Origin of the sequence: Micrococcus porci (assembly GCF_020097155.1) — a bacterium.
Lineage (GTDB): Bacteria > Actinomycetota > Actinomycetes > Actinomycetales > Micrococcaceae > Micrococcus > Micrococcus porci.
This window is the reverse complement of record NZ_CP083691.1, coordinates 156761-179538: the sequence shown is the minus strand read 5'-3', so window position 1 is coordinate 179538 and position 22778 is coordinate 156761. Positions and strand designations below refer to the sequence as shown.

Below are 22778 nucleotides of genomic sequence, written 5' to 3'. Positions count from 1 at the left end.
TAGGCTGGGCCCATGAACAAGTCGGAGGAGGCCTACGCCCGCCTGACGCAGAAGATCGAGACCGGGGAGCTGCCACCGGGAGCCATCCTCAGCGAGGCGGCCCTCATCGACGCCGCTGAGACGGGGCGCACGCCCCTGCGCGAGGCGGTGCAGCGCCTCATCCGAGACCACTGGCTCCTGGTCGGTGGGGGACGTGGCCTGCAGGTGCCCCCGATCTCCGTGGACGACCAGCTGGAGAGGCTGGAGGTGCGGCGGTCGCTCGAGGCGCTGGCCGTGGGACTGGCCTGCGCGCGGGCGGACGAGGAGCAGCTGGCCGCCGTCGCGGCCCACGTGCGGCACCTGCGCACGGTGGAGGACCTGCCGGCGTACGTCGCCGCCGTCGGGCGCTCGCACGAACTCCTGCGCACGATCGCGAACAACCGCTATCTCGCCGATTCCCTGGTCCCGCTCCAGGGGCTCTCCCGGCGGTTCTGGCTCGCCACCACGAAGGGTCTGCCCGACGAGGTCGAGCGCGGCCGGGCGTTCTACGTCCCGGCGCTGGAGGCGGTGACCCGGAGGGACTCGGCAGGAGCCCGGGCCGGGGTGCTGGCCCTGCACGACTTCCTGGCACGCTCGGCGCTGGACTACGCCGCCCGACGCGCGGCCCACGGCAGCGCCGAGCCCCCGGCCCCGTGGGCGGCGGGACGCTGACGCGCGGCCCCCGCGCCTGCATGGACCCCCGCCCGCCTCAGGCCAGCAGCGACGCGTCCGTCCGGTGACGGCTGACGATCGTGTGGATCAGCCGGGCCGCGGCCTTCGCCGTGCGGCCGTCCACGTCCAGGGCGGGGTTGAGCTCCACGACGTCGGCCAGGGCCAGCTTCCCGGACTGGGTGGCCTCCAGCGTGCACGCGTGGATCACCTCGTACGGCACGCCGAAGCCCGCCGGTGCGCTCACCCCCGGGGCGACGGCGGCCGGCAGCACATCCAGGTCGATCGTCAGGTAGAGCACGTCCACGGCGTCGATGAACGAGCGCACCCAGCGGCGCACGCCGGTGACGTCGGCGGTCTGGGCCTGCTCGTCGGTCACCCACGTGACCCCGCGTTCGCGCGCGGTGTCGAACAGGGCGCGGGTGTTGTTGGCCTCGCTGATGCCCACCACCGCGTAGGAGAGCTGATGCTCCGCCTCCTCGGCGTCGCGCAGCGCCTGCAGGAACGGGGTGCCGGAGCTGGGCCGCGGCGCCTCGCGCAGGTCGAAGTGCGCGTCCAGGTTGAGGATGCCCACGCGGGTGCCCGCAGCCACGCGCGTGGAGCCGGTCAGGCCCGTGATCGAGGCGTAGGCGGTCTCGTGTCCGCCGCCGAGCACCACGGCCAGGTCGTGGGCGTTCAGCAGCCCGCTGACCACCGTGGCCAGCTCGGCCTGGCCGGCCTCGAGCTCGCCCGGGGCGTCGTCGTCGCCGCGGTCCACGGACACGTCGCCCGCGTCCACGAGCGCGCCCGTGCCCTCGAGGTACGCGAGCGAGGCGAGCGCGCCGCGCAGCGCGTCCGGGCCGTCCTCGGCGCCCACGCGGCCGTGGTTCCGGCGCACGCCCTCGTCCGAGGCGAAGCCGACGAGGGCCGTCGAGCGGGCGGGGGCGGCGTCGACGGTCTGAGCCGGCGCGCCGCCGTCAGCGGAGCGGACGACCTGGTGCCAGCGCAGGTGCTCGGGGGCGTCGCCGTCGGTGCGGCCCGTCCAGGCGGGGGAGAGGGCGGCGGAGGGCAGCTCGGAGGCGCGGTCGGCGGTCATGGCCCCATTCCACGCCATCGACGGGCGGGTGCGCAACGACGGCCGGACGACGCCCGACACGGGGCGTCGCCCGCCTAGCGGTCCAGTTCCTGGCGCCGCGAGCTGATCACGCCGGTGACGAAGCCGGCGAGGTTGAGCCCGCCGTGGAAGCGGGCGTGCTCGATCTTCACGCAGCGGTCCATCACGATCTCCAGGCCCGCGGCCTCGGCCTGACGCGCGGCGTCCTCGTTCCAGATGCCCAGCTGCAGCCACACGGTCCGGGCGCCCACGCGGGCGGCGTCCGCCACCACCTCGGGGGCGTCGGAGGACTTGCGGAACACCTCCACGAGGTCCGGGGTGACGGGCAGGTCGTCCAGCGAGGCGTACACGCGGTGGCCGAGGATCTCCTTGCCGGCCGCGGCGAGCACGGGATTCACGAAGTAGACGTCGTACGTGGTCGAGCTCAGCAGGTACGTGGCCACGAAGTACGACGCACGGGCCGGCTTGTCCGAGGCGCCGACGATCGCGATCGACCGGGTGCGCCGCAGGATCGCGAGGCGCTCGGGGGCGCCCGGGCCGGTCCAGGTGCGCTCGGGGTGGGTGGTGCTCATGGCTCAGGCCTCCTGCTCTGCGGGGACGACGGCGCCGTCGCGGGTGCGTCCGGTGGCCTCGGTCAGGGCCTGGTCCAGGTCCCAGAGGATGTCCTCGAGGTCCTCGATGCCCACCGAGATGCGGATCAGGTCCGCCGGGATGCCCGCGGCCACGAGCTGCTCGGCGGTGAGCTGCTGATGGGTCGTCGTGGCGGGGTGCAGCACCAGCGTCTTCGCGTCGCCGATGTTGGCCAGGTGGGAGGCCAGCTGCAGCGCGGAGATGAAGCGCGACGCCGTCGCGCGCCCGGCCTCCGGACCGGAGGCGCCGTCGTCGGTGTCCGTGGCCGCCGGGGCCACGCCGAAGCTGAACACCGAGCCGACGCCCCGGGGCAGCAGCTGCTGCGCGCGGGCGTGGTGCGGATGGTCGGGCAGCCCCGCGTAGCGGACCCAGGAGACGCGCGGGTCCTCGTCCAGCCAGGTGGCGACGGCGCGGGCGTTGGCGAGGTGGGCGTCCATGCGCGGGGCCAGCGTCTCGACGCCGAGCAGCAGCTGGAACGCCGACTGCGGGGCCAGCGACGGGCCGAAGTCGCGCAGCTGCTCCGAGCGGAGCTTGGTGAGGAAGCCGTACTCGCCGAAGTTGCCCCACCAGGAGACGCCGCCGTACGAGGGCACGGGCTCCGTCATGGACGGGAACTTGCCGTTGTCCCACGGGAAGCGGCCGGACTCCACCACGACGCCGCCGAGTGTGGTGCCCTGCCCGCCGAGGAACTTCGTGGCCGAATGGATGACGATGTCCGCGCCGTGCTCGATCGGCCGGATCAGGTAGGGCGGGGTGAGGGTCGCATCCACGACGAGCGGCACGCCGTGCCGGTGGGCGACGTCGGCCAGGCCGGGCAGGTCCACGACGTCACCGGAGGGGTTGGCGACGATCTCCGTGTAGACCGCCTTGGTGTTGGGCTGGAGGGCAGCCTCGAAGTCCGCGGCCTCGGCGGAGTCCACGAACGTGGTCTCGACGCCGAACCGGCGCAGGGAGACGTCCAGCTGGGTGATCGTGCCGCCGTAGAGCTTCGAAGACGCCACGATGTGGTCGCCGGCTCCGGCGAGGGCCGCGAAGGTGACGAACTCGGCGGCCATGCCGGACGCCGTCGCGACGGCCCCGATCCCACCCTCGAGCGTGGCGACCCGCTCCTCGAACGCGGCGACCGTGGGGTTGCCGATCCGCGAGTAGATGTTGCCGTACTTCTGCAGCGCGAAGAGGTTCGCGGCGTCCTCGGCGGACTCGAACACGAAGGAGCTGGTCTGGTGGATCGGCACCGCGCGGGAGCCGTGGACGGCGTCCGGGACGGCGCCCGCGTGCAGCGCCTGGGTGCGGAAGCCGAACTCGTGGTCAGCCACGGGGGTCCTTTCGATGGAGGCTTCGGGACAGTCCGTCCCATTGTCCCGGGCGAGGTGCGCCGGGGGCAGGGTGGGCACGTCGCAGAGCGTCACGCGGCGCAGGCCGGTGCCGTGCAACGCGGGTTGAGTTATCACCGGTTACGCGGGCCTGGACCCGTGACAACTCAACCCGCGTTGGCCGGGCGGGGGCGGATCAGCGCGTGCGGGCGAGCCGACGCCGGACCAGCCCCACGATCCGCCCGAACCCAGCGCGCTGGTCCTCCCAGGTGCAGCGCAGGGTCGTCCATTCCCGCTCGAGGCAGTACGCGTCCCGACGGGCGTCCCTCGCCTGCTGCTGAGCCGTGCGGTGGCCGGCGCCGTCGTACTGGAGGGCCAGGCGAGCCGCCCGGTACCCGAGGTCCACGACAGGCGAGGCCGGGTCGGCCGGGTCGACGGCGACCTGCAGCTCCGGCTCCGGCAGCCCGGCCCGGATCAGCGCGAGCCGGAGGAAGGTCTCGGGCGGGGAGTCGGCCCCGACGCGCACCTCCGCCAGCGCGGCACGTGCGAGACGGACGCCCGGCCGGCCACGGCAGCGGGCGAGCACCTCCGACAGCCCGGGCACGGTGGCCACGGGATCCGCCCGGCCCGTCGGCGTCCACGGCGGACGCACCAGGTGGTCGCCGGCCGCGATGAGCCAGTCCACCTCGTGGGGGCGGAACATCCCGGCGAGGTCGAACCAGGTGCGCGCCGCCGTCGTGACGCGCTGGCCGTCGGGAAGCTCGAGCACGTGGTCGGAGGGCAGCCGCACCCGGTGGCTGACGACGCCGCCCAGGTCGCTCCGGTGCGTGCGCGCGGACCGGTCGAAGGTCAGGTGCAGCCCGGCCGGCCGCGCGAGGCGGGGCGGCAGCGGCAGTCCGTGCCAGAGGGCGGCAGAGACGTGGGAGACCACCCCGCCCGTGAGGCGGGCCAGCGCGGCCGCGCCGTCCGGGGCGCACGGGTCGGGGACGCCCGCGGTGTGCACGCCGCGGCAGATCCGGGCGAGGTCTGCCGCGAGGGTCCGGCGCCACGGCAGGCCGGCGGCGTGCAGCTCGGCCGTCGTGAAGGCGCCCGCGGCGAGGGCGGGCGGCAGGGGCGTGCGCGCGGTCATGGGGCGAGCCTGCCGCCCCCGGACCCTGCGACGAGCCGAACCGATGCGCCCTGGGGAGGGCCGCCGTCGTCGTGGTGGCTGTGCAGGAGCGGCCGGCCCGCCGGATACGGTGGCCCCGGCACGACGCGGGTTGAGTTATCACGGGTGCGAGCCGCCTGGACCCGCGATAACTCAACCCGCGTTGCGGGGAGCGGCCGGCCCGTCGGTCACGGCGTGCGGTCCACGGGCACCAGCTCCACGTCCTCGAGCCGCCCGCCCCGCACCACGGCCCGCATGAGGGTGCACACCGGCTGCCGCCGCCGGTCCGTGCAGGAGCCGGGGTTGAGCAGCCGCAGGCCCGGGTTCGCGGTCTCCGGCCCGGCCACGGTGTCCCACGGGATGTGGCTGTGCCCGAACACCAGCACGTCCGCGTCCGGGAACGCCGCGGCCATGCGGCGCTCGCGGCCGGCCGCCGGGCCCGTCTCGTGGACCATCGCGATCCGCACCCCGCCGATCTCCACGCGCGCCACCTCGGGCAGCCGCGCCCGCAGCCGAGGCCCGTCGTTGTTGCCCCACACGCCCACCAGCCGGGCGGCCTGCGCGTCGAGGTCGTCGAGCACGTCCTCGGCCACCCAGTCACCGGCGTGGAGCACGACGTCGGCCCGCGCCACCTCGGCCCGCACCTGCGCGGGCAGGGCACGGGCACGCCGCGGGATGTGGGTGTCGGCGATCAGGAGCAGGCGCGTGGTCATCGGTTCAGGAACGCCCCGATCCAGAGGGCGGCGGGCAGGCCGATCACGAACAGGGCGACGAAGCCGTAGACGAGCAGGCGGCCTGTGGTGGTGGCGAGGTTGACGGTGGCCCCCACGCCGTAGCCCTCCCGCTTGGCAGGGAAGGCGGAGGGGTCCTCGGGGTCGTTCTTCAGGCCCAGGGGCGTCCACTTCGCGTCCTCGGCGAGCTCCGCGAAGTCGGCGCGGTAGCCGAGGTCCTGTGCGGTGCGGTCCGCCCAGCCGGTCCAGCGGCGCAGGGCGGGGCCGAAGACGCCGACGGTCCCGAGCATCACGAGGGTGAGGACGAGCGGCATGAGCCACCACGCGGGACGCCAGGCGCCGTTGGACAGGACCTCCACCGTGGACGGGGCCGTGGCCAGGGCGATCAGCAGGGTGAGCCAGCCCAGGGCTTCGCGCACGCCCCGGTTCACGCCCTCCTGGCGGACGCGGCGCCAGGGGGAGGCGTCCTGTGGGGTGGCGGTCATGGCGGGCGTCAGCGCCGCGCAGAATGCCAGGAGCGCGGTCATGCCGAGCCCCAACAGCGGGCCGAACGCCACCGTGCCGAAGGACTTCTCCTCCCACGCGTCCGGCCGGCCGTCGATGCCCCAGTGGACGGGGACCCGGTCCGGCAGGCCCGGGAGTGCGACGATGGCCCACACCAGCAGACCGGCGCTGACCGCCGCGGTGAGCAGGTAGGGCAGCCAGGGGATCCAGCGCCCACGGCGCAGGGCGGCGCGCTCGGCGGCGGGGACGTCGTCGGGGGTGGGACGGGGCGGGTGGGGCATCGACCCAGGCTAGCCTCGGCCCCCGCCCGCCACACCCGGTGACCGGCTCGTCCAGACGGCGGCCGCGCACGCCGCGATGACCAGCAGCATCCCCGCCAGGTCCAGCGGGGTGAGCTCCTGCCCGCGCACGGCCCACGCCGTCAGCGCCGCCGCGATCGGCGACAGGCACGTCAGCAGGGAGAACAGGGCGGTCGGCATGCGGCGCAGCACCTGCAGGTCGATTCCGTACGGCACCGCCGTGGACAGCAGCGCCACGGCCAGCCCCACGCCCAGCACCACGGGAGAGAGCAGGGCCGCTCCCGCCGTCGCGACGCCGACCGGCAGTGCCACGAGGGACCCGGCCGCCGTCGCCAGGGCCAGCCCCTGCACCCCCGGCAGATGGGTCCCCGCACGCCGGGAGAGCAGGATGTACGCCGCCCAGCACGCCGCCGCGGCCAGCGCGAGCGCCACCCCCACCGGGTCCAGCCCCGCCCCGCCGATCCCGCCGTCCGCGCTGAACCCCTCCCGGCCGAGCACCCCGATCCCGGCGAGAGCGAGTGCCGCCCACGCCGCCGACCGCCACGACGGCCGCGCCGCCACGGACAGCGCCAGCGGCCCGAGCACCTCGAACGTCACGGCCACGCCCTGCGGGATCCGCGCGAACGCCTCGTAGATGGCCAGGTTCATCCCGGTCATCGCCGCGCCCAGCCCGACGACGGCGGCCCACCCCCGGGGGCCCAGGCCGGCGAGGGCGGCGCGGCTCGGCCGGGTGACGAGCAGCAGCACGGCCGCGGAGAACACCACGCGCAGGGCGACCATGGCGGACGCGCCGACGTCGTCGAACAGCAGGCCCGCCACGGACGCGCCGAGCTGCTGGCTCAGCAGCGAGAGCAGGACGAGCAGGACGAGGCGCACGGGCTCAGCCTAGGGGCGCGCCGCGCCACCCCGGCCCCGGCCGGCGCCCTCCCCGCGCCCGGCCCGCCGAATGTGACCGCGGCCGGCACACGGCCCCGGCGCTGCTCCTAGCGTGGGCCTCCACACGACCCACGCCCCGCGGCACCGCGCCCGGCGGGATGCACGCCTCCGGACCGAGGAGATCGACATGCCACTCACCGACCCGACGGACGCGCCCACCCCGCTCGGCACCGTCCCGCCGCTCGTGCGCCCCGCGGACCTGCCCCGCGACCTGGCCGGCCTGCGCCGCCACTTCGCCCCGGTGTTCGCGCGGGTCGCCGAAGGCTCCCGCGAGCGCGACCGCCGCCGGATCCTCCCGTTCGCGGAGGTCCGCGCGCTCAACGAGGCCGGCTTCGCCACGCTGCGGGTCCCCGCGGAGGCCGGTGGGCCCGGTGTGGACGTGCGGACCGCCGTGGCCCTGCTGATCGACCTCGCGGAGGCGGACGCGAACGTCGCGCACCTCTACCGCTCGCACCTGGGCTTCCTCGACTCCCTCCGCTTCCAGCCCGCCGCCGTCCGCGAGCGCTGGCATGCCCGGATCCTGGCCGGCGCCACGGTCGGCAACGCATCCACCGAGAAGGGCGGCAACGCGCTGGGCACACTCAACACGGTCCTGACCCCGCCGGCCGCGGGCGACGGCCCGTGGACCCTGACCGGCACCAAGTTCTACGCGACCGGCTCGATCTTCTCCTCGCACACGCGGGTCTCCGCCGCCCAGACCGACGCGGACGGGCACCCGGCCCCGGGCCGGCGCTTCGCCGTCGTGCCGGTGGAGGCCCCGGGCGTGCGGCTGGACGACGACTGGGACGGGTTCGGCCAGCGCCTGACCGGCACGGGCACCGCGGTGTTCGACGGCGTCGCCGTGCCGCCGCAGGACGTGCTCGACCGGGTGCCCGGCAGCGCCGAGGCCGTCTACGAGGCGGCGTGGTTCCAGCTCATCCTGCTCGCGGTCCTCGCCGGGATCGCCCGGGCGGCCCGCCGGGACGCCGCCGACGCCGTGGCCGCCCGCGTGCGCACCTTCAACACGGGCCTGGGCCTGCCGTTCCGGGAGGACCCGCTGATCCAGGAGGCCGTCGGACGGATCGCGGCCAAGGCGTTCACGGCCGAGGCCGCGGTGCTCTCGGCGGCGGACGCCCTGGACGCGGCGCTCGCGGACCACGACGCCGGCCGCACCGGCTCCGGCGCCCCCGAGGAGGTGCCCGCCTCCTTCACGTGGGCCGAGCTCGCGGTGGAGCACGCCCAGGTGACCGTCCCGGAGCTGGCCCTCGGCGCCGCCCAGGAGCTGTTCCTCACCGGCGGGGCCTCCGCCACGAGCACCGCCAAGGGCCTGGACCGGCACTGGCGCAACGCCCAGACCGTGGCCACGCACAACCCCATCGCGTTCCGTGCCCGGGCGATCGGCGACTACTGGATCAACGGCACCGTGCCCGAGGGCCTCAACGCGATCGGCGACGCCCCGGCCGCCTCCGCGCCCCTCGGCGACGCCCCCGCCCCCGGGGAGGCCGCCCGATGAGCACCCTGCGCACCCACCGTCGCCGGGCCGCGCTCGGCTCGTTCATCGGCACCACCATCGAGTGGTACGACTTCTACCTCTACGGCCTGGCCGCCGCGCTCGTGTTCAACGTGCAGTTCTTCCCCGGCCAGACCGCGTTCGGGGCGACCCTCGCCTCGTTCGCCACGCTCGCCGTCGGCGTCGTGCTGCGCCCGCTGGGCGGGATCGTGGCCGGCCACTTCGGGGACCGCGTGGGCCGCAAGGCCCTGCTGGTCATCTCGCTGCTGCTGATGGGCGGCGCCTCGATGCTCATCGGCGTCCTGCCCACGTTCGCCCAGGCGGGCTGGTGGGCGGTGGCCGGACTCGTGCTGCTGCGCTGCCTGCAGGGCGTCTCGGCCGGCATGGAGTGGGGCGGGGCCGCCCTGATGTCGGTGGAGCACGCCCCCGCGGGCCGACGCGGCCTGTTCGGCTCGTTCACGCAGGTCGGCTCCTCGGCCGGCATGCTCCTGGCCACCGGCGCGTTCTCCCTGGTCAAGCTGGTCACCACCGACGAGCAGTTCGCCGCGTTCGGCTGGCGCCTGCCGTTCCTCGCCTCGGGCCTGCTCGTGGTGGTGGGCCTGGCCATCCGCCTCGGCGTCGAGGACTCGGCGGAGTTCCGCGTGCACCGGGACGTGGGGACCGTCAGCCGCGCGCCCGTCGTCGAGCTGCTGCGCCATCACGCCCGCCCCGTGCTCGTGACCGCCGGCCTGCGTCTCGGCCAGAACGGCCTCTACTACCTCGTCACCGCGTACCTGGTGAGCTACCTCGTGCTCCGCGGCGCCGACGACGGCGTCCTCGTCTCCGCCATCATGGTCGCCTCGGCCATCGGGCTGCTGAGCACCCCCTTCTGGGGCGCGGTCTCGGATCGCGTGGGCCGTGCCCGGGTGTCCCGGGTCGGGTACGCGCTCACGGCGGTGGCGGGCTGGGTGCTGTTCGCCGTCGTGGATGCCGGTGCGCTGGCGGTGTTGCCGCTCGTCGTCGTGCTGGTGATCAACGTGGCCCACGACAGCGTCTACGGTCCGCAGGCCGCGTGGTTCTCCGAGCAGTTCCCGGTGCGCGTGCGGTACTCGGGCGTGAACCTGGGCTATCAGCTCGGCACGGTGGTGGGCGGCGGGTTCGCCCCGTTCATCGCGGCGCTGCTGTACGAGGCGGGCGGCCACACACCGTGGCTGATCGCCGCGTACCTGACGCTGCTGGCCACGCTCTCGCTGATCGCCACGCGCTTCGCCCGTGACCCCGTGGCCCGCCCCGAGACGGACCTCGTGGCCGACGACGCCGCCATCCTGGCCCCACAGGCGGACGGGCCGGCCGCCGTCGTTCCGGCCGACCGTGCCCCCGTGACCCTGGAGACCCGATGACCGCGACCCCCGCCCCCGCCCCGTTCATCCTCAGCGCGTTCGACATGGTGACGCCCGTGCACCAGTCGCCCGGGCTGTGGCGGCACCCCGAGTCCCGCGCCCACGAGTTCGACCGGCTGTCCTTCTGGACGGACCTGGCCCGCACGGTGGAGGAGGGCGGGTTCACCGCCGTGTTCCTCGCGGACATCCTCGGGCTGTACGACGTGCACGGCGGCGGCGTGGACGCCACGGTGCGCGGCGGCGTGCAGTGGCCGCTGCTGGACCCGTTCACGGTGGTCTCGGCGATGGCCGCCGTCACCGAGCGGGTGGGCTTCGGCGTCACCGCGTCCGTCACCTACGAGCAGCCCTACCTGCTGGCGCGCACGCTGACCTCGCTGGACCACTTCACGGGCGGGCGCATCGCGTGGAACGTGGTGACCGGCTACCAGGACTCGGCCGCGCGCAACCTCGGCCTGGACCGGCAGCCCGGGCACGACGAGCGCTACGACCGCGCCGACGCCTACCTCGACGCCATGTACCGCCAGTTCGAGGGGTCCGTGGAGCGGGACGCCGTCGTGGCGGACCGCGAGTCCGGGGTGTTCGCGGACCCGGCGAAGGTGCACCCGATCGACGTGGAGGGCCCGCACGTGCGCCTGCCCGGCGTCGCGCTCGCGCACCCCGGGCCGCAGGGCACCCCGTTCCTGTTCCAGGCCGGCGCGTCCTCGCGGGGGCGACGGTTCGCGCTCGAGCACGCGGAGGCGGTCTTCTACATCGGCCCGACGACGGCGCACGTGCGGCGGTTCGTCGAGCAGACCCGCGAGGGCCTGCGGGAGGCCGGCCGCCCCGAGGACGCGATCCGCGTGCTGGCGATGGTGACCGTCGTCGTCGCGGACACGGACGAGGAGGCGCAGGCGCGGCTGGCCTCGTACCACGAGCACGTGGACGTGGAGTCCGCGCTCGCGCTGTTCGGCGGCTGGACGGGGGTGGACCTGTCCGGCCTGGACCCGGACGCCGAGCTGGAGCACGTGGAGAGCGAGGCCTCGCGGACGGCGCTGGCCGCGTTCACCACCCAGTCGCCGGACCGGCGCTGGACGGTGCGCGAGGTGGCCGAGTTCGTGAGCGTGGGCGGGCGGGGGCCGGTGATCGTGGGGTCCCCGGCCACCGTGGCCGACGAGCTCGAGCGCTGGCACCGCGAGACCGGCGTGGACGGCTTCAACATCTCCGCGGCCGTGCGTCCGACGGACCTCGAGCGGTTCGCCCGGCTCGTGAGCCCCGAGCTGCGGCGGCGCGGCGTGCTGCGTGAGCCCGAGGCCGGGCGGACCCTGCGCGAGAACGTGGCCGGCGCGGGACCGCTGCTGCCGGAGGACCACCGGGGGGCCGGGTTCCGCCGCTGACCGGCATCCGCCCCGGCCGCGCGGATCCGTGCGGCCGGGGCGTGCGACGCGTGACGGGTCCCGCGCCGAGGCGGCATGGTGGAGGGGTCATCGACTGAGCGCCGCGCTCCCGCGGCGCCGCCCCGAGTCAGGAGCTCGCCATGAAGTCCCCCAAGATCGCCGCCGCCGCCCTGCTCGCCACCGGCGGGCTGCTGCTCTCCGCCTGCGCCACCCAGCCCACCCTGGAGGAGAGCTGGCCGGAGGTCCGCCAGAAGGTCGTGGACGCCCAGAGCCTTCACCTGAAGATGGACGGCACCGCCAAGGAGGACGCCTCGGGCTCCGCGTCGGCCTCGTCCTCCTCGGACATCCAGTCCGGGACCATTGACCTGGCCGGCGCCACGGACGACTCGCACCTGAAGGGCACCGTCGCCGCGAAGATGGGTGACGGAGAGGTCAACATGGACATCCTGCGCCTGGGCCAGGACGTCTACATGAGGATCAACAAGGCGGAGGGCGGGCAGGCGCCGGAGGGCATGGACGCCTTCCAGCAGATCGTGGGCGACCGCTGGATGCTCATGCCGGCCGACCAGGCCTCCGGGATGGGCGAGCTCTCCCTCGGCACCGTGATGGACGACCTCGAGGAGGACATGCCGGCCGCGGACGCCTTCAACGGCAAGGACGTCAAGGCCGAGGAGGTGGACCTGGACGGCAGGAAGGTCCTCAAGTACGCCCTCCCGGAGGAGCACAAGGACTTCGGGCGCACCATGTACGTCGACAAGGAGACCAAGGAGCTGTACCGCCTGGAGGACGTGAACTCCGTGGAGTCCGAGGCGGACGCCACTGCGACGTTCACCGAGTGGAACGCGGTCCAGGCTCCGGAGCGTCCCGCCGAGGACGAGGTGTTCGACATGCAGAAGCTCTCCGAGGGCCTCGCGGGCTGACCGGCCCGTCGCGCGAGTGCGTCCGGCGCGCCGTGCCTTTCGTGAACGAAAGCGCGCGGCGCGCCGTCCGTTTCTCGAACGAAAGCCGAGGGCGGGGGACGGGCGCCGCTGGGCGTCAGCGGCGGGCGGCCACGACCTCGGCGATCTGCGGGATGCACCACTCGTTCTGCAGGCTCGTGGTGTCGCCGATGGTCGTGCCCTGGTGCAGCTGGGTGAGCAGGCGCCGCATGATCTTGCCGGAGCGGGTCTTGGGCACGTCGGGGACGAAGACCACCTCGGCGGGCTTGGCCACCGGCCCGATCACCCGCCCCACATGCCGCCGCAGCTCCTCGGCGCGGTCGGCGGCGGAGGCGCCGGGGCCGTCGTCGCCGGCCAGCCAGCTCTCGTGCGCCACGACGAACGCGACGGCCGCGTGGCCCGTCTTCGGGTCCGGCACGGGGCACACGCCGGCCTCCACCACGTGCGGGTGCGCCACGAGCGCGGACTCGATCTCGATGGTGGAGAGCCGGTGGCCGGAGATGTTGATGACGTCGTCCACGCGGCCGAGGATCCAGACGTCGCCGTCCTCGTCCCGCTTGGCGCCGTCGCCGGCGAGGAACCAGCCCGCCTCGCCCTGGTCCGCGTAGTCCTCCCAGTACGAGTGGAAGTAGCGGGCCGGGTTCCGCCACACGGTCCGCGCCATCGACGGCGAGGTGCGGGTGACCACGATCCGGCCCTGCAGGCCCTCGGGCGTGGGGGCGCCATCGTCGTCGACCACGGCCACGTCCACCCCCGGCAGGGGCCGGGAGCCGCAGCCCGGCTTGAAGGCCGTGTCCGTGGGGCGCGGGGAGAGCACGGTGGCGCCCGTCTCGGACTGCCACCACGTGTCCACCATCGGCAGGTCCGGGGTGTCCCGGCCGATCTGGGTGCGGGCCCACGTCCAGGCCTCCGGGTTCACGGACTCGCCCACGGTGCCGATCAGGCGGATCGAGGACAGGTCTGGGCCACCGTCCGCGTGCGCCGGGATTCCGTCCGGATGCCAGCCCTTGAGCGAGCGGATCAGGGTGGGCGCCGTGTAGTAGCTCGTCACCCGGTAGCGCTCGATCACCTCGAAGTGCCGGCCCGGGTGCGGGGCGTTCGGCACGCCCTCGTAGATCACCTGCGTGACCCCGTTCGAGAGCGGACCGTAGATCTCGTAGGTGTGCGCGGTGACCCAGGCCAGGTCCGCGGTGCACCAGTGCACGTCGCCGTCGCGCCGCGCCGGGTCCGGGTGGGAGAACAGGAAGTCGTGCGTCCACGAGGCCGCCGCGAGGTACCCGCCGGAGGTGTGCACGAGCCCCTTGGGCTGTCCCGTGGTGCCGGAGGTGTACATGATGAACAGCGGGTGCTCCGCGTCGAAGGCGCGCGGGGTGTGGGTGTCCGGCTGGCGGTCCACGACGTCGTGCCACCACAGGTCCCGGCCCTCGGTCCACGGGATGTCCCGGTGGCCCGTGCGGTCCAGGACGAGGACGTGCTCGATCGCGTTGTCCCCGGACACGGCCTCGTCCGCGTTGGCCTTCACGGGGACGGCGGCGCCGCGGCGGAACTGGCCGTCGGTGGTGACGAGCAGCTTGGCGCCCGTGTCCTCGACGCGGAACCGCAGCGCCTCCGCCGAGAACCCGCCGAACACAAGCGAGTGCACGGCGCCGATCCTCGCGCACGCCAGCGTGATGACGATCGTCTCCACGAGCACGGGCAGGTACACGACGACGCGGTCGCCCGCCTCGATGCCCAGCTCCTCGAGGGCGTTCGCGGCCTGGGCGACCTCGCGCTGCAGCTGCGCGTAGGTGACGGCGCGGCGGTCGCCGGGCTCGCCCTCGAAGTACAGGGCGACCTTCTCCCCGCGCCCCGCCGCCACGTGCCGGTCCACGCAGTTCACGGCCACGTTCAGGGTGCCGTCCTCGTACCAGCGGATCTCCGGGCCGCGCTCGGCGGCCGGGTCCGGGGCGGTGAGGGAGCGCGTCCGGGTGAAGGGCCGCTCCCAGCTCAGACGTCGGCCGGCCGCCTCCCAGAACGCGAGCCGGTCCGCCTCGGCCACCGGGCGGCCGTCGCCGCGCCCGCCGTGCAGCCGGTCCGCCGGGCGACCGGGGTGGACGTCCGGGTCGGCGGCGTCGACGAGCGCCTGCGGGAGGGGGCCGGGCAGCGTCGCGAGGGCCGCGGCGGGCACGCCGTCGTTCGGTCCGCGGACGGCCCCGGAGGCGCCCTCCTCGGCCGGGTCGGGGCGGGCGGGGTCCTCGGTGGGCGTCATGGGCGGCGGTTCCTCCTGGTCGGCGGGTCCGACCAGGGTAGGGACGACGATGACGGCGCCGCGCCCACCGTCGTCACCGGCGGTCATGCTCGGCCCGCCGGGGCCCCGCGGGCGTCCGGCGCGGGCCAGGGCGACGGCGGCCGGTGTGGACCCCGTCCCACGGCCGGGGCGTCCCGGCCCCCTGGCCGCCCGCGCGTGTCAGAGTAGGTCCATGACCACCTACGCCACCCTCGCCGCCCGGTACGCCGACGCCTTCGACTCCGTCGCTCACGGCGAGCGGGCCCGCGAGGCGGGTCGGCACCTGCCGTTCGCCGCGCTCGGGGAGCTGCAGGCCGCCGGGTTCGGCAAGGTCGGCGTCCCCGTGGACGCGGGCGGCGAGGGCGGCGGCAGCGAGACCGTGCTGCGCCTGCTCATGGATCTGGCCGCCCGGGACGTGAACACCGCGCACGTCTGGCGCTCCCACCTCGTGTTCATCGCCACGGCCATGGACCAGGCGCCCGCCCGCCGGGACCGGTGGCTGCGGCACATCGTCGCGGGGGACTGGGCCGGCTCCGCCCTGGCCGAACGCGCCGGCGGGGCCGCGCCGGGCCGCGCCGCCACCCTGGCCAGCCGGGACGAGGGCGGCACCTGGGTCGTGCGGGGGCAGAAGTACTACGCGACCGGCTCGGCCTTCGCGACGTGGACCGCCGCGACCGTGGGCATCGAGGGGGCGGACCTCGTCTCCCGCCGGAACTCCAAGCGGGCCGGGGGCGCGGTCCGCGAGCCGGACCGGGCCGTCGCCGTCGTGCGCGTGCGTCAGCCGCGCGTGGGCATCAAGGACGACTGGGACGGGTTCGGCCAGCGCCTGACCGCCACCGGGTCCGTGGTGCTCGACGACGCCGCGGCCGAGGAGCTGCTCGAGGTGCCGCGGCAGGACGGGCCGGTGCCCGTGCTCATGGAGGCGACCCTGCTGGCGCTGCAGGCCGGGATCGGTCGGGCGGCGCTCACGGAGGGCACGCAGCTGCTGCGGAAGCGGCGCCGCACCTTCAACACCGGCACGGCCGCGCTGCCCAAGGACGACCCGCAGCTCCTCGAGATCATGGGACAGCTGGCCGGGCGGCAGGCCGCGGCCGAGCTGATGGTGCGCGAGATCGGGCGTCTGCTCGACGAGGGGGAGGACGGCGCCGACGGGGCCGGCCTGGCGGAGGCCGACGTCGTGGCGGCGTCCGCCGAGGCGATGGCCGCCGCGTACCGGGCCCAGGCCGTGGTGCCGGAGGCCGTCCTCGAGGTGTGCACCCGCATCTTCGACACGCTCGGCGCGTCGGCGACGTCGGCCACGCTCCGGCTCGACCGGCACTGGCGCAACGCCCGCACCCTCGCCACCCACGACCCGGCGGCGTTCAAGGTGCGCATGGCCGGCGACTGGCTCGTGAACGGCACCCCGCCGACCGCCTACACGTCCGCGGGCGACGCTCAGGACTGACCCCAGAACCGGTCCTCCGCCGGCCCGTCCGAGGAGAACAGCCGCACCTGCGAGATCCGGCCGTCCGTGACGGTGAGCAGGTCGATGCCGTCCTGGTCCAGCACCTCGCCGTCGCGGCGGCCCGTGAAGCGGACCGGGGCGGCGACGACGTCGCCGTTCGTCATCAGCGGGCCGGCCGGGGCCACCGCGAAGGTGCCCTGGCTGACCTCCATCATCCCGCCGATCAGCGCACCGACGGCCTCCGGCCCGCGGTGCACTCCGGCGAACCGGTTCTCACCGGGCTGGTGCCATTCGATGTTCGGATCCAGGGCGGACATCGCCTGCTCGACGTTGCCGTCGGCCAGGTTCTGGAAGTAGGCGCCGACGACCTCGGCGGGGGTGAGGTTATTCATTCTCATCTCTCCTACAGTGGGTGGTAACGCGACCTCTCCGTCGCCCTTCCATGGTGGGCGGCGGGCCGCTGGTCACCTCAACGTGCCTACGAGGGGAGTTCAGACGATCGTCATGAACCGTTCATGGAACCCGCTGCTGGCCAGCTGCCCGTCCCGCACCTCCCTGGCGCGCATCGCCAACAAGTGGACGGCCCTGATCGTCATCGCGCTGGCCGAGGGGCCGCTGCGGTTCGGCGGGCTGCACGACGGCGTCGACGGGATCAGCCGGAAGGTCCTCACGGACACCCTGCGCGACCTTGAGCGGGACGGCATCGTCGCGCGCACGGATCACGGCGGTGTGCCGCGGCGCGTGGAGTACGAGCTCACCGCTCTGGGGCGGACGCTGGAGACGCCGCTGGCCGCGCTGGTGGACTGGGCGGCCGAGCACCACGACGCCGTGGAGGCCGCGCGCGTCGACTACGACGAGCGCCGGTAGGGTGACGCCAGTGGCCGCGGCGCCCTGCCTCGGCCGGCAGCAGCCCCAGGAGGAGAACATGCAGCGCAGACGTGCCGTCCGCGCGGCCGGGCGGCCGGACGTGCCGGGCTCAGGCCCAGCGGCGCAGGGCCCGGCGCTCCAGCAGGCCGAGCAGCCAGTCGGTGAGCTTGCCGAGCACGGCGAGCAGGATGATCGCCAGGATCAGGCGGTCCGTGCGTCCGTTGTTCTGCGAGTCGGTGAGCAGGAAGCCCAGGCCCATCGAGGAGGCGATCAGCTCCGCGGCCACCAGGAACAGCCAGGCCTGGGCCAGGGCCAGCCGCAGGCCGGAGAACACGGCCGGCACCACGGCGGGCAGCTGCACCGTCCGCAGCAGGGACAGCCCGTGGTAGCCGAAGGCCCGTCCGGCCTCCACCAGGTGCGGGTCCACGTGGCGCAGGGCGGCGTAGACGGTGGTGAACACCGGGAAGAACGCGCCGATCGCGATGAGGGTGACCTTGGACTCCTCGCCGATCTGCATCCAGAGGATCAGCAGCGGCACCCAGGCCAGCGAGGGCACCGCGCGCAGCGCCCCGATCAGCGGGGCGAACAGCGCGTCCGCCCACCGGGACAGCCCGAGCGCAGACCCCACGGCCAGCCCGAGCGCGGCGCCGAGCAGGAAGCCCAGCAGCACGCGCTGGGTGGAGATCCCCACGTGCAGCCACAGGTCGCCCCGCTCCAGCAGGTTGACGCCGGCGCTGAGCACCGCGCCGGGGGAGGGCAGCTGCACCGCGGAGAGCAGCCCGGCGGCCGTCACCGCCCACCACAGCACCAGGAGGACGGCGGGCGCGGCCAGCCCCACCACCGCCCGGGCGCCGGGCCGGTCCAGCACCCGGGACCGCTGCCGTCGGCGCGCCCCCGTCCCCCCGTCGTCGTGACCCGACCGCTCGCGTGCCTCGGGGCCCGTCGTCGCGGCGGGGGTGGTCAGGGCGGTGCTCATCGGATGGCCTCCTCGGCGAAACGGGTGTCCAGGATGCTCGCCAGGGCGGCGTCCACCTGGTGCTGGTAGTCGACGGACCCGGTGTCGACCAGGATCCGTCCGACCCCCGTCAGGGCGTCGAGCAGCTCCTGGCCCGGCACGGGGCTGACGTCCGCGTTGGTGCGTTCGAGGATCACGGTGCGGGCGACGTCGGGAGAGATCTTCGCGGCCTCGGCCAGGATCCCGACGGTCTCGTCCGGGTGCTCGAGCGCCCAGGCGCGGGCGCGTTCGTACGTGTCCAGGACGGTCTGGGCGGTCTCCGGGTCCTCCTCGAGGAAGGACTCCGTGGCGTTGAGGACGGAGAACGTGTTCAGGGCGAGGTCGCGGTACAGGAAGCGGGCGCCCTCGGCCTCGGCCTTCGCCATGATCGGGTCGAGCCCGGACCACGCGGCCACCGATCCGCCGGCGAGGGCGGCGCGGCCGTCGGCGTGCTGCAGGTTCTGGATCTCGACGTCGGCCGGGTCCACCCCGGCTGCCTCGAGCGCCTGCACGGCGAAGAAGTACGGGTCCGTCCCGCGCGTGGCGGCCACCGTGCGGCCCGCGAGCTGGGCGACGTCCGTGATGTCCGAGCCGGGCGGGACCATGAGCGCGGACCACTCCGGTCGGGAGGCGATGCCCACGATGCGCGTGGGGGCCCCGTTGGCCCGGTTCAGCAGCGCGGCCGAGCCGGCCGTCGACCCGATGTCCACGGAGTTCGAGCGCAGGAGTTCGTTGGCCTTGTTGGAGCCGGCGGAGAACACCCAGTTCACCCGGACGCCGCGGGGCGCGAGCGTCTCCTCCAGCCATCCCTGGTGGCGGATCACGAGGGAGAGCGGGTTGTAGGTGGCGTAGTCGATGCTCAGCGTGTCCCGGTCATTCACCGGGCCGGCCCCCGCCTCACCCTGCAGGACGCATCCGCTCAGGCCCAGGGGCAGGGAGGCGGCCAGCAGGCCGAGCGCCGTGCGACGGGTCAGGCGGGCGGAGCCGGCGCCGCTCATCGGGCGTGGCTCTCGACGCCGAGGCCCTCGAGGAGCTCGGAGCGCAACTGGGCCAGGCGGGCGTCCGCGCGGTCGCGGGGCCGGGCCCCCGGCACGTCCACGATCCGCCCCACGGTCGCTCCGGGGCGGGCCGCGCCGTCGGGCGCGGGGACGTCACGGGCGAGCAGCAGCACGCGGTCGGCGAGCTGCAGGGCCTCCTCCACGTCATGGGTGATGAGCAGGACGGTGGTGCCGGTGGCGGCGTGCACGTCCAGCAGCAGGTCCTGCATCTTCAGGCGGGTCAGGGCGTCGAGGGCGCCGAAGGGCTCGTCGAGCAGCAGCACGCCGGGACGGCGGGCCAGGGCGCGGGCGAGCGAGGCCCGCTGGGCCATGCCGCCGGAGACCTCCCGGGGGCGGTGCTCCGCGAAGGGCGCGAGGCCCACGAGCTCGAGCAGCTCCTGCACGCGGTCCCGGCCCGCGGCGTGGTCCAGCCCCCGGGGCAGGCCGAGTTCCACGTTGCGGCGCAGGGTGCGCCAGGGCAGCAGGCGCGGCTCCTGGAAGCCGACGGCGGTGCGCTCGTCGTAGGGGCGCACGGGCGAACCGTCGATCAGCAGCTCCCCGTCGAAGTCCGGGTCCAGGCCGGCCACGGCGCGCAGCAGCGTGGACTTGCCGCAGCCGGAGGCGCCGATCACGGCGAGCACCTCGCCGGGTGCCACGGTCAGGTCCACGTCGCGCAGGACGACGCGCGGTCCGTCCGCGGTGGGGAACGTGCGCCCGACGCCGCGGAAGACGACGTCGAGGCTGTTGCGGTCCTCGCCCCGGACCGGGGTGGAGGCGGTGGCACGGGAAGGCGCGTGCACGCTCATGGAGGGCTCCCATCGTCGCTTCGTCGTCGGTGTCGGCGCCGGACGGACACGGATGCCAGTAGACCACCGCGGGCCCGGTCGGCCGCGCGTCCGTCCGGCCGCCGGCGCCGGAGGGGTCACACGGGCGTCACACCGGGGGCGCCGCCGCTCCCGGCCCGACCGGCCGTCACGGCCGGCCCACCAGGGCCCGTGCCCCCGCCGGAGTCATCGTGCCGGCCGAGGTCTGCGTCCCCGTCAGGGGTGCGGTAACCCCGGCGGCGGCCAGCAGCTCCGCCGTGTAGGGGTGCTCCGGGGCCCGGAAGAGCCGTTCCGTGGCCGCGGTCTCCAGGATCCGGCCGTCCCGCATGACCGCCACCCGGTGGGCGATGTCCCAGACCACGCGCAGGTCGTGGGTGATGAACAGGCAGGCCAGGCCCTGTTCGTCCTGCAGCCGGGCCAGCAGCTCGAGCACCTGGGCCTGCACGGAGACGTCCAGGGCGCTGGTGGGCTCATCGCAGACGAGGACGTCGGGGTCGAGGGCCAGGGCCCGGGCGATGGCCACCCGCTGGCGCTGGCCGCCGGAGAGCTCGCCGGGACGTCGGGAGGCCGTGGCGGCCGGGAGGCTGACGCGTTCCAGCAGCTCGGTGACGCGATCACGGCGTTCGGTCCGGGACCCCACGGAGAAGGCCCGCAGGGGTTCGGCGACGATCCGTTCCACCGTCTGCCGAGGGTCGAGGGAGGCGAAGGGGTTCTGGTGCACGGTCTGCAGATGCCGACGCGCCCGCCGCCAGGCCCGACCGCCCACGCCCGCCGTCTCGACGCCGCGTATCTGCACCGAGCCCTCACGCACGGTCTCCAGCCCGAGCACGAGCCGGCCCGTCGTCGTCTTCCCGGAGCCGGACTCGCCGATCAGGGCGAGGGTCTCGCCGGCCCGGATGTCCAGGTCCACCCCGTCCACCGCCACGTGCGGGGCGGACCCGTGGACGCCCGGGTACTCGTGGCGCAGCCCGCGGACCCGCACCACCGGCGCCGGATCCGCCCCTGGGCCGGCCTCGACGTCCGGGGCGGCGAGCACGCGCGCCGTCGGGCGGCGGCCCGGGGAGGCGGCCACCAGCCGACGCGTGAAGGAGTCCTGCGGGGACTGCGCGATCTGTTCGGCGGGCCCGGCCTCCACGATGCGTCCCTGGCGCATCACGACGATGCGCTCGGCCCGGCCGGCGGCGACGGCGAGGTCGTGCGTGATCAGCACCAGGGCCGCGCCGGTGCGTTCCTGCAGCAGGCCCAGCCGGTCCAGCACCTGCTGCTGCACAGTGGCGTCCAGGGCGCTGGTCGGCTCGTCGGCGACGATCACCTCCGGATCGCCGGCGAGCGCCAGGGCGATCAGCACCCGCTGCCGCAGTCCGCCGGAGAGCTCATGGGGGAACTGTCCGAGCCGGTGCCCGGGCCGGTCCACCCCGGCCTCGGCCAGCAGCGCCTCGGCCCGCCCATAGGCGTCGTCCACACGCAGGCGGGTGTGCGTGCGGACGGCCGCGACCACCTGTTCGCCGATGGTGCGCACCGGGTTCAGGCCGGTCACGGGGTCCTGCGGGACGAACCCGATGCAGCGGCCGCGCAGCCGGGCCAGCGCGTCCGTGTCCGCGGCGTCCACGGTCTGCCCGGCGACGTGGATCCTGCCTGAGCGGATGCGTGCGTTCGCGGCGGACAGGCCGAGCAGGACCCGGGCCAGGGTGGACTTGCCGGAACCGGACTCCCCGACGACGGCCAGCGTGCCGCCGGCGGGCACCTCGAGGCGGACGTCGCGCAGGGCGGGGGCCTGGCCGTGCCGGCCGGCGTAGTCGACGTCGAGCCCGTGCACCGACAGGGCGGGGGCCGGTGCGACGGCGGACGGGAGTGTCGAGGTGGGGCTCTTCGGGATGCTCATGGGGGACTCCTGACGGGTGGGCGGTCGGCGGCGGTCAGCGGGGGGCGTCCGCGGGGGCCGGCGAGGTCGCCACCTGCTGCAGCGCGAGCACGGTGGCGGCGATGACCAGGCCGGGCAGGGCGGTGAGCCACGGGGCGACCGCGAGGTAGCTGCGTCCGTCCGAGATCAGCCCGCCCCACTCGGCGGCCGGGCGGGGCTCCCCGTAGCCGAGGAAGCTCAGCGCGGACACGGCCAGCAGTGCGGAGCCGAACTCCAGGACGGCCAGGGACACCAGCGGGCCGACGGCGTTCGGGACCACGTGGTGCAGCAGGACGAGGATGCGCCGGGTGCCGAAGGACGGGGCGGCCTCGACGAACGGCGCCTGGCTGATGCGCAGCGCCTGGGCCCGGCCGATGCGGGCGAAGGACGCGACCGACCCGATGCCCACGGCCACCGCCACCTGCACCGGTCCGAAGCCGAGGCCGGCCACCACGGCGAGCGACAGCAGCAGGGACGGGATGGACAGCAGCACGTCCACCACACGCATCAGCAGGGTGTCCGCCACTCCGCCGACATAGCCGGAGGCCAGGCCCAGGGTGCCGCCGACGACCAGGGCCCCGGCGACGGCGGCGGCCGCCGTGGCGACCGTCAGGCCCGTCCCGTGGACCACGCGGGTGTAGAGGTCCCGGCCGAGGTGGTCGGTGCCCAACCAGTGCCCCGGCCCCGGCGGCTCGAGGGTGGCGCCGCTGGCGCCGGCGAACGGGTCGCCGGGGGCCAACAGGGAGGGGAACAGGGCGGCGAGGAGCACCACCACCAGGAAGCCTGCACTCAGCAGCAGGCCCAGCCGGGGCCGTGCACGGCGCCGCGCGCCCGCGGGGTCCGACGGGGTGGCGGAGGCGGCCGGCGTCGGCTCGGCGGCGACAGCGGGGGCGGAGGTCATGGACGAGGCCTTTCTGGGAGGGCGGG

The 22778-nt window shown here is 75.1% G+C and carries 21 protein-coding genes; 7 read left to right on the top strand and 14 right to left on the bottom strand.

Annotation, left to right across the window (positions count from 1 at the left end; translation table 11 throughout):
* The first annotated feature begins 12 nt into the window (after positions 1–12).
* Complete coding sequence (locus KW076_RS00790; protein ID WP_224355741.1) at positions 13–690, top strand: GntR family transcriptional regulator; 678 nt, start codon at positions 13–15, stop codon at positions 688–690.
* Between the two features lie 37 nt (positions 691–727).
* On the opposite strand, the gene hutG is transcribed toward KW076_RS00790, so the two are convergent.
* The 7 genes from hutG to KW076_RS12560 form a co-directional block, all read right to left on the bottom strand.
* Complete coding sequence (gene hutG / locus KW076_RS00785) at positions 728–1762, bottom strand: formimidoylglutamase (RefSeq protein WP_224355740.1); 1035 nt, start codon at positions 1760–1762, stop codon at positions 728–730.
* Positions 1763–1836: 74 nt separating this feature from the next.
* On the bottom strand, positions 1837–2352 hold the full coding sequence (locus KW076_RS00780; RefSeq protein ID WP_002857647.1) for a CoA-binding protein: 516 nt from the start codon (positions 2350–2352) through the stop codon (positions 1837–1839).
* Between the two features lie 3 nt (positions 2353–2355).
* Complete coding sequence (locus KW076_RS00775; protein WP_017488439.1) at positions 2356–3726, bottom strand: O-acetylhomoserine aminocarboxypropyltransferase/cysteine synthase family protein; 1371 nt, start codon at positions 3724–3726, stop codon at positions 2356–2358.
* A 193-nt stretch (positions 3727–3919) separates the two neighbouring features.
* Complete coding sequence (locus KW076_RS00770; RefSeq protein ID WP_224355739.1) at positions 3920–4852, bottom strand: hypothetical protein; 933 nt, start codon at positions 4850–4852, stop codon at positions 3920–3922.
* 206 nt (positions 4853–5058) lie between these two features.
* On the bottom strand, positions 5059–5583 hold the full coding sequence (locus KW076_RS00765; protein WP_224356748.1) for a metallophosphoesterase family protein: 525 nt from the start codon (positions 5581–5583) through the stop codon (positions 5059–5061).
* The gene (locus KW076_RS00760; protein WP_224355738.1) at positions 5580–6386 is read right to left on the bottom strand and encodes a DUF1648 domain-containing protein; all 807 of its coding nucleotides are present in this window, start codon (positions 6384–6386) and stop codon (positions 5580–5582) included. The genes KW076_RS00765 and KW076_RS00760 overlap by 4 nt, the downstream gene beginning before the upstream one ends.
* Before the next feature lie 9 nt (positions 6387–6395).
* Positions 6396–7280: an EamA family transporter gene (locus KW076_RS12560; protein ID WP_286670224.1), complete on the bottom strand. Its 885-nt coding sequence runs from the start codon at positions 7278–7280 to the stop codon at positions 6396–6398.
* 187 nt (positions 7281–7467) lie between these two features.
* On the opposite strand from KW076_RS12560, the gene KW076_RS00750 reads away from it, so the two are divergent.
* The 4 genes from KW076_RS00750 (at position 7468) to KW076_RS00735 (ending at position 12501) form a co-directional block, all read left to right on the top strand.
* Positions 7468–8832, top strand: coding sequence for an acyl-CoA dehydrogenase family protein (locus KW076_RS00750; protein ID WP_224355737.1), 1365 nt, complete (start codon positions 7468–7470; stop codon positions 8830–8832).
* Entirely contained in the window at positions 8829–10208 is a 1380-nt protein-coding gene (locus tag KW076_RS00745) for an MFS transporter (protein ID WP_224355736.1), read from the top strand. Before KW076_RS00750 ends, KW076_RS00745 begins: the two co-directional genes overlap by 4 nt.
* Positions 10205–11581, top strand: coding sequence for an LLM class flavin-dependent oxidoreductase (locus KW076_RS00740; protein ID WP_224355735.1), 1377 nt, complete (start codon positions 10205–10207; stop codon positions 11579–11581). Before KW076_RS00745 ends, KW076_RS00740 begins: the two co-directional genes overlap by 4 nt.
* A 140-nt stretch (positions 11582–11721) precedes the next feature.
* Positions 11722–12501 (top strand): hypothetical protein, encoded by a 780-nt coding sequence (locus KW076_RS00735; RefSeq protein WP_224355734.1) that lies wholly within the window; start codon positions 11722–11724, stop codon positions 12499–12501.
* Positions 12502–12616: 115 nt separating this feature from the next.
* On the opposite strand, the gene acs is transcribed toward KW076_RS00735, so the two are convergent.
* Positions 12617–14767, bottom strand: coding sequence for an acetate--CoA ligase (gene acs / locus KW076_RS00730; RefSeq protein WP_224355733.1), 2151 nt, complete (start codon positions 14765–14767; stop codon positions 12617–12619).
* A gap of 211 nt (positions 14768–14978) precedes the next feature.
* Between acs and KW076_RS00725 the strand changes: the two genes are divergently transcribed.
* Positions 14979–16229 carry an acyl-CoA dehydrogenase family protein gene (locus tag KW076_RS00725; RefSeq protein ID WP_224355732.1) on the top strand — a complete coding sequence of 417 codons (1251 nt, stop codon included), beginning with the start codon at positions 14979–14981 and terminating at the stop codon, positions 16227–16229.
* Here KW076_RS00725 and KW076_RS00720 read toward each other — a convergent pair.
* Complete coding sequence (locus KW076_RS00720) at positions 16220–16621, bottom strand: nuclear transport factor 2 family protein (protein ID WP_224355731.1); 402 nt, start codon at positions 16619–16621, stop codon at positions 16220–16222. The genes KW076_RS00725 and KW076_RS00720 overlap by 10 nt on opposite strands.
* 112 nt (positions 16622–16733) lie before the next feature.
* Between KW076_RS00720 and KW076_RS00715 the strand changes: the two genes are divergently transcribed.
* The gene (locus KW076_RS00715; RefSeq protein WP_224355730.1) at positions 16734–17096 is read left to right on the top strand and encodes a winged helix-turn-helix transcriptional regulator; all 363 of its coding nucleotides are present in this window, start codon (positions 16734–16736) and stop codon (positions 17094–17096) included.
* Positions 17097–17205: 109 nt separating this feature from the next.
* Here KW076_RS00715 and KW076_RS00710 read toward each other — a convergent pair whose 3' ends face one another.
* From KW076_RS00710 to KW076_RS00690, 5 genes are all read right to left on the bottom strand, one after another.
* Entirely contained in the window at positions 17206–18072 is an 867-nt protein-coding gene (locus KW076_RS00710; RefSeq protein WP_224355729.1) for an ABC transporter permease, read from the bottom strand.
* On the bottom strand, positions 18069–19088 hold the full coding sequence (locus KW076_RS00705) for an aliphatic sulfonate ABC transporter substrate-binding protein (RefSeq protein ID WP_224355728.1): 1020 nt from the start codon (positions 19086–19088) through the stop codon (positions 18069–18071). Before KW076_RS00705 ends, KW076_RS00710 begins: the two co-directional genes overlap by 4 nt.
* Entirely contained in the window at positions 19085–19933 is an 849-nt protein-coding gene (locus KW076_RS00700; RefSeq protein WP_224355727.1) for an ABC transporter ATP-binding protein, read from the bottom strand. The genes KW076_RS00705 and KW076_RS00700 overlap by 4 nt, the downstream gene beginning before the upstream one ends.
* A gap of 166 nt (positions 19934–20099) precedes the next feature.
* A complete protein-coding gene (locus KW076_RS00695) occupies positions 20100–21833 on the bottom strand; it encodes a dipeptide ABC transporter ATP-binding protein (protein ID WP_224355726.1) in 1734 nt (577 codons plus the stop codon).
* Between the two features lie 34 nt (positions 21834–21867).
* Positions 21868–22752 carry an ABC transporter permease gene (locus KW076_RS00690; protein WP_224355725.1) on the bottom strand — a complete coding sequence of 295 codons (885 nt, stop codon included), beginning with the start codon at positions 22750–22752 and terminating at the stop codon, positions 21868–21870.
* Positions 22753–22778: the final 26 nt, after the last annotated feature.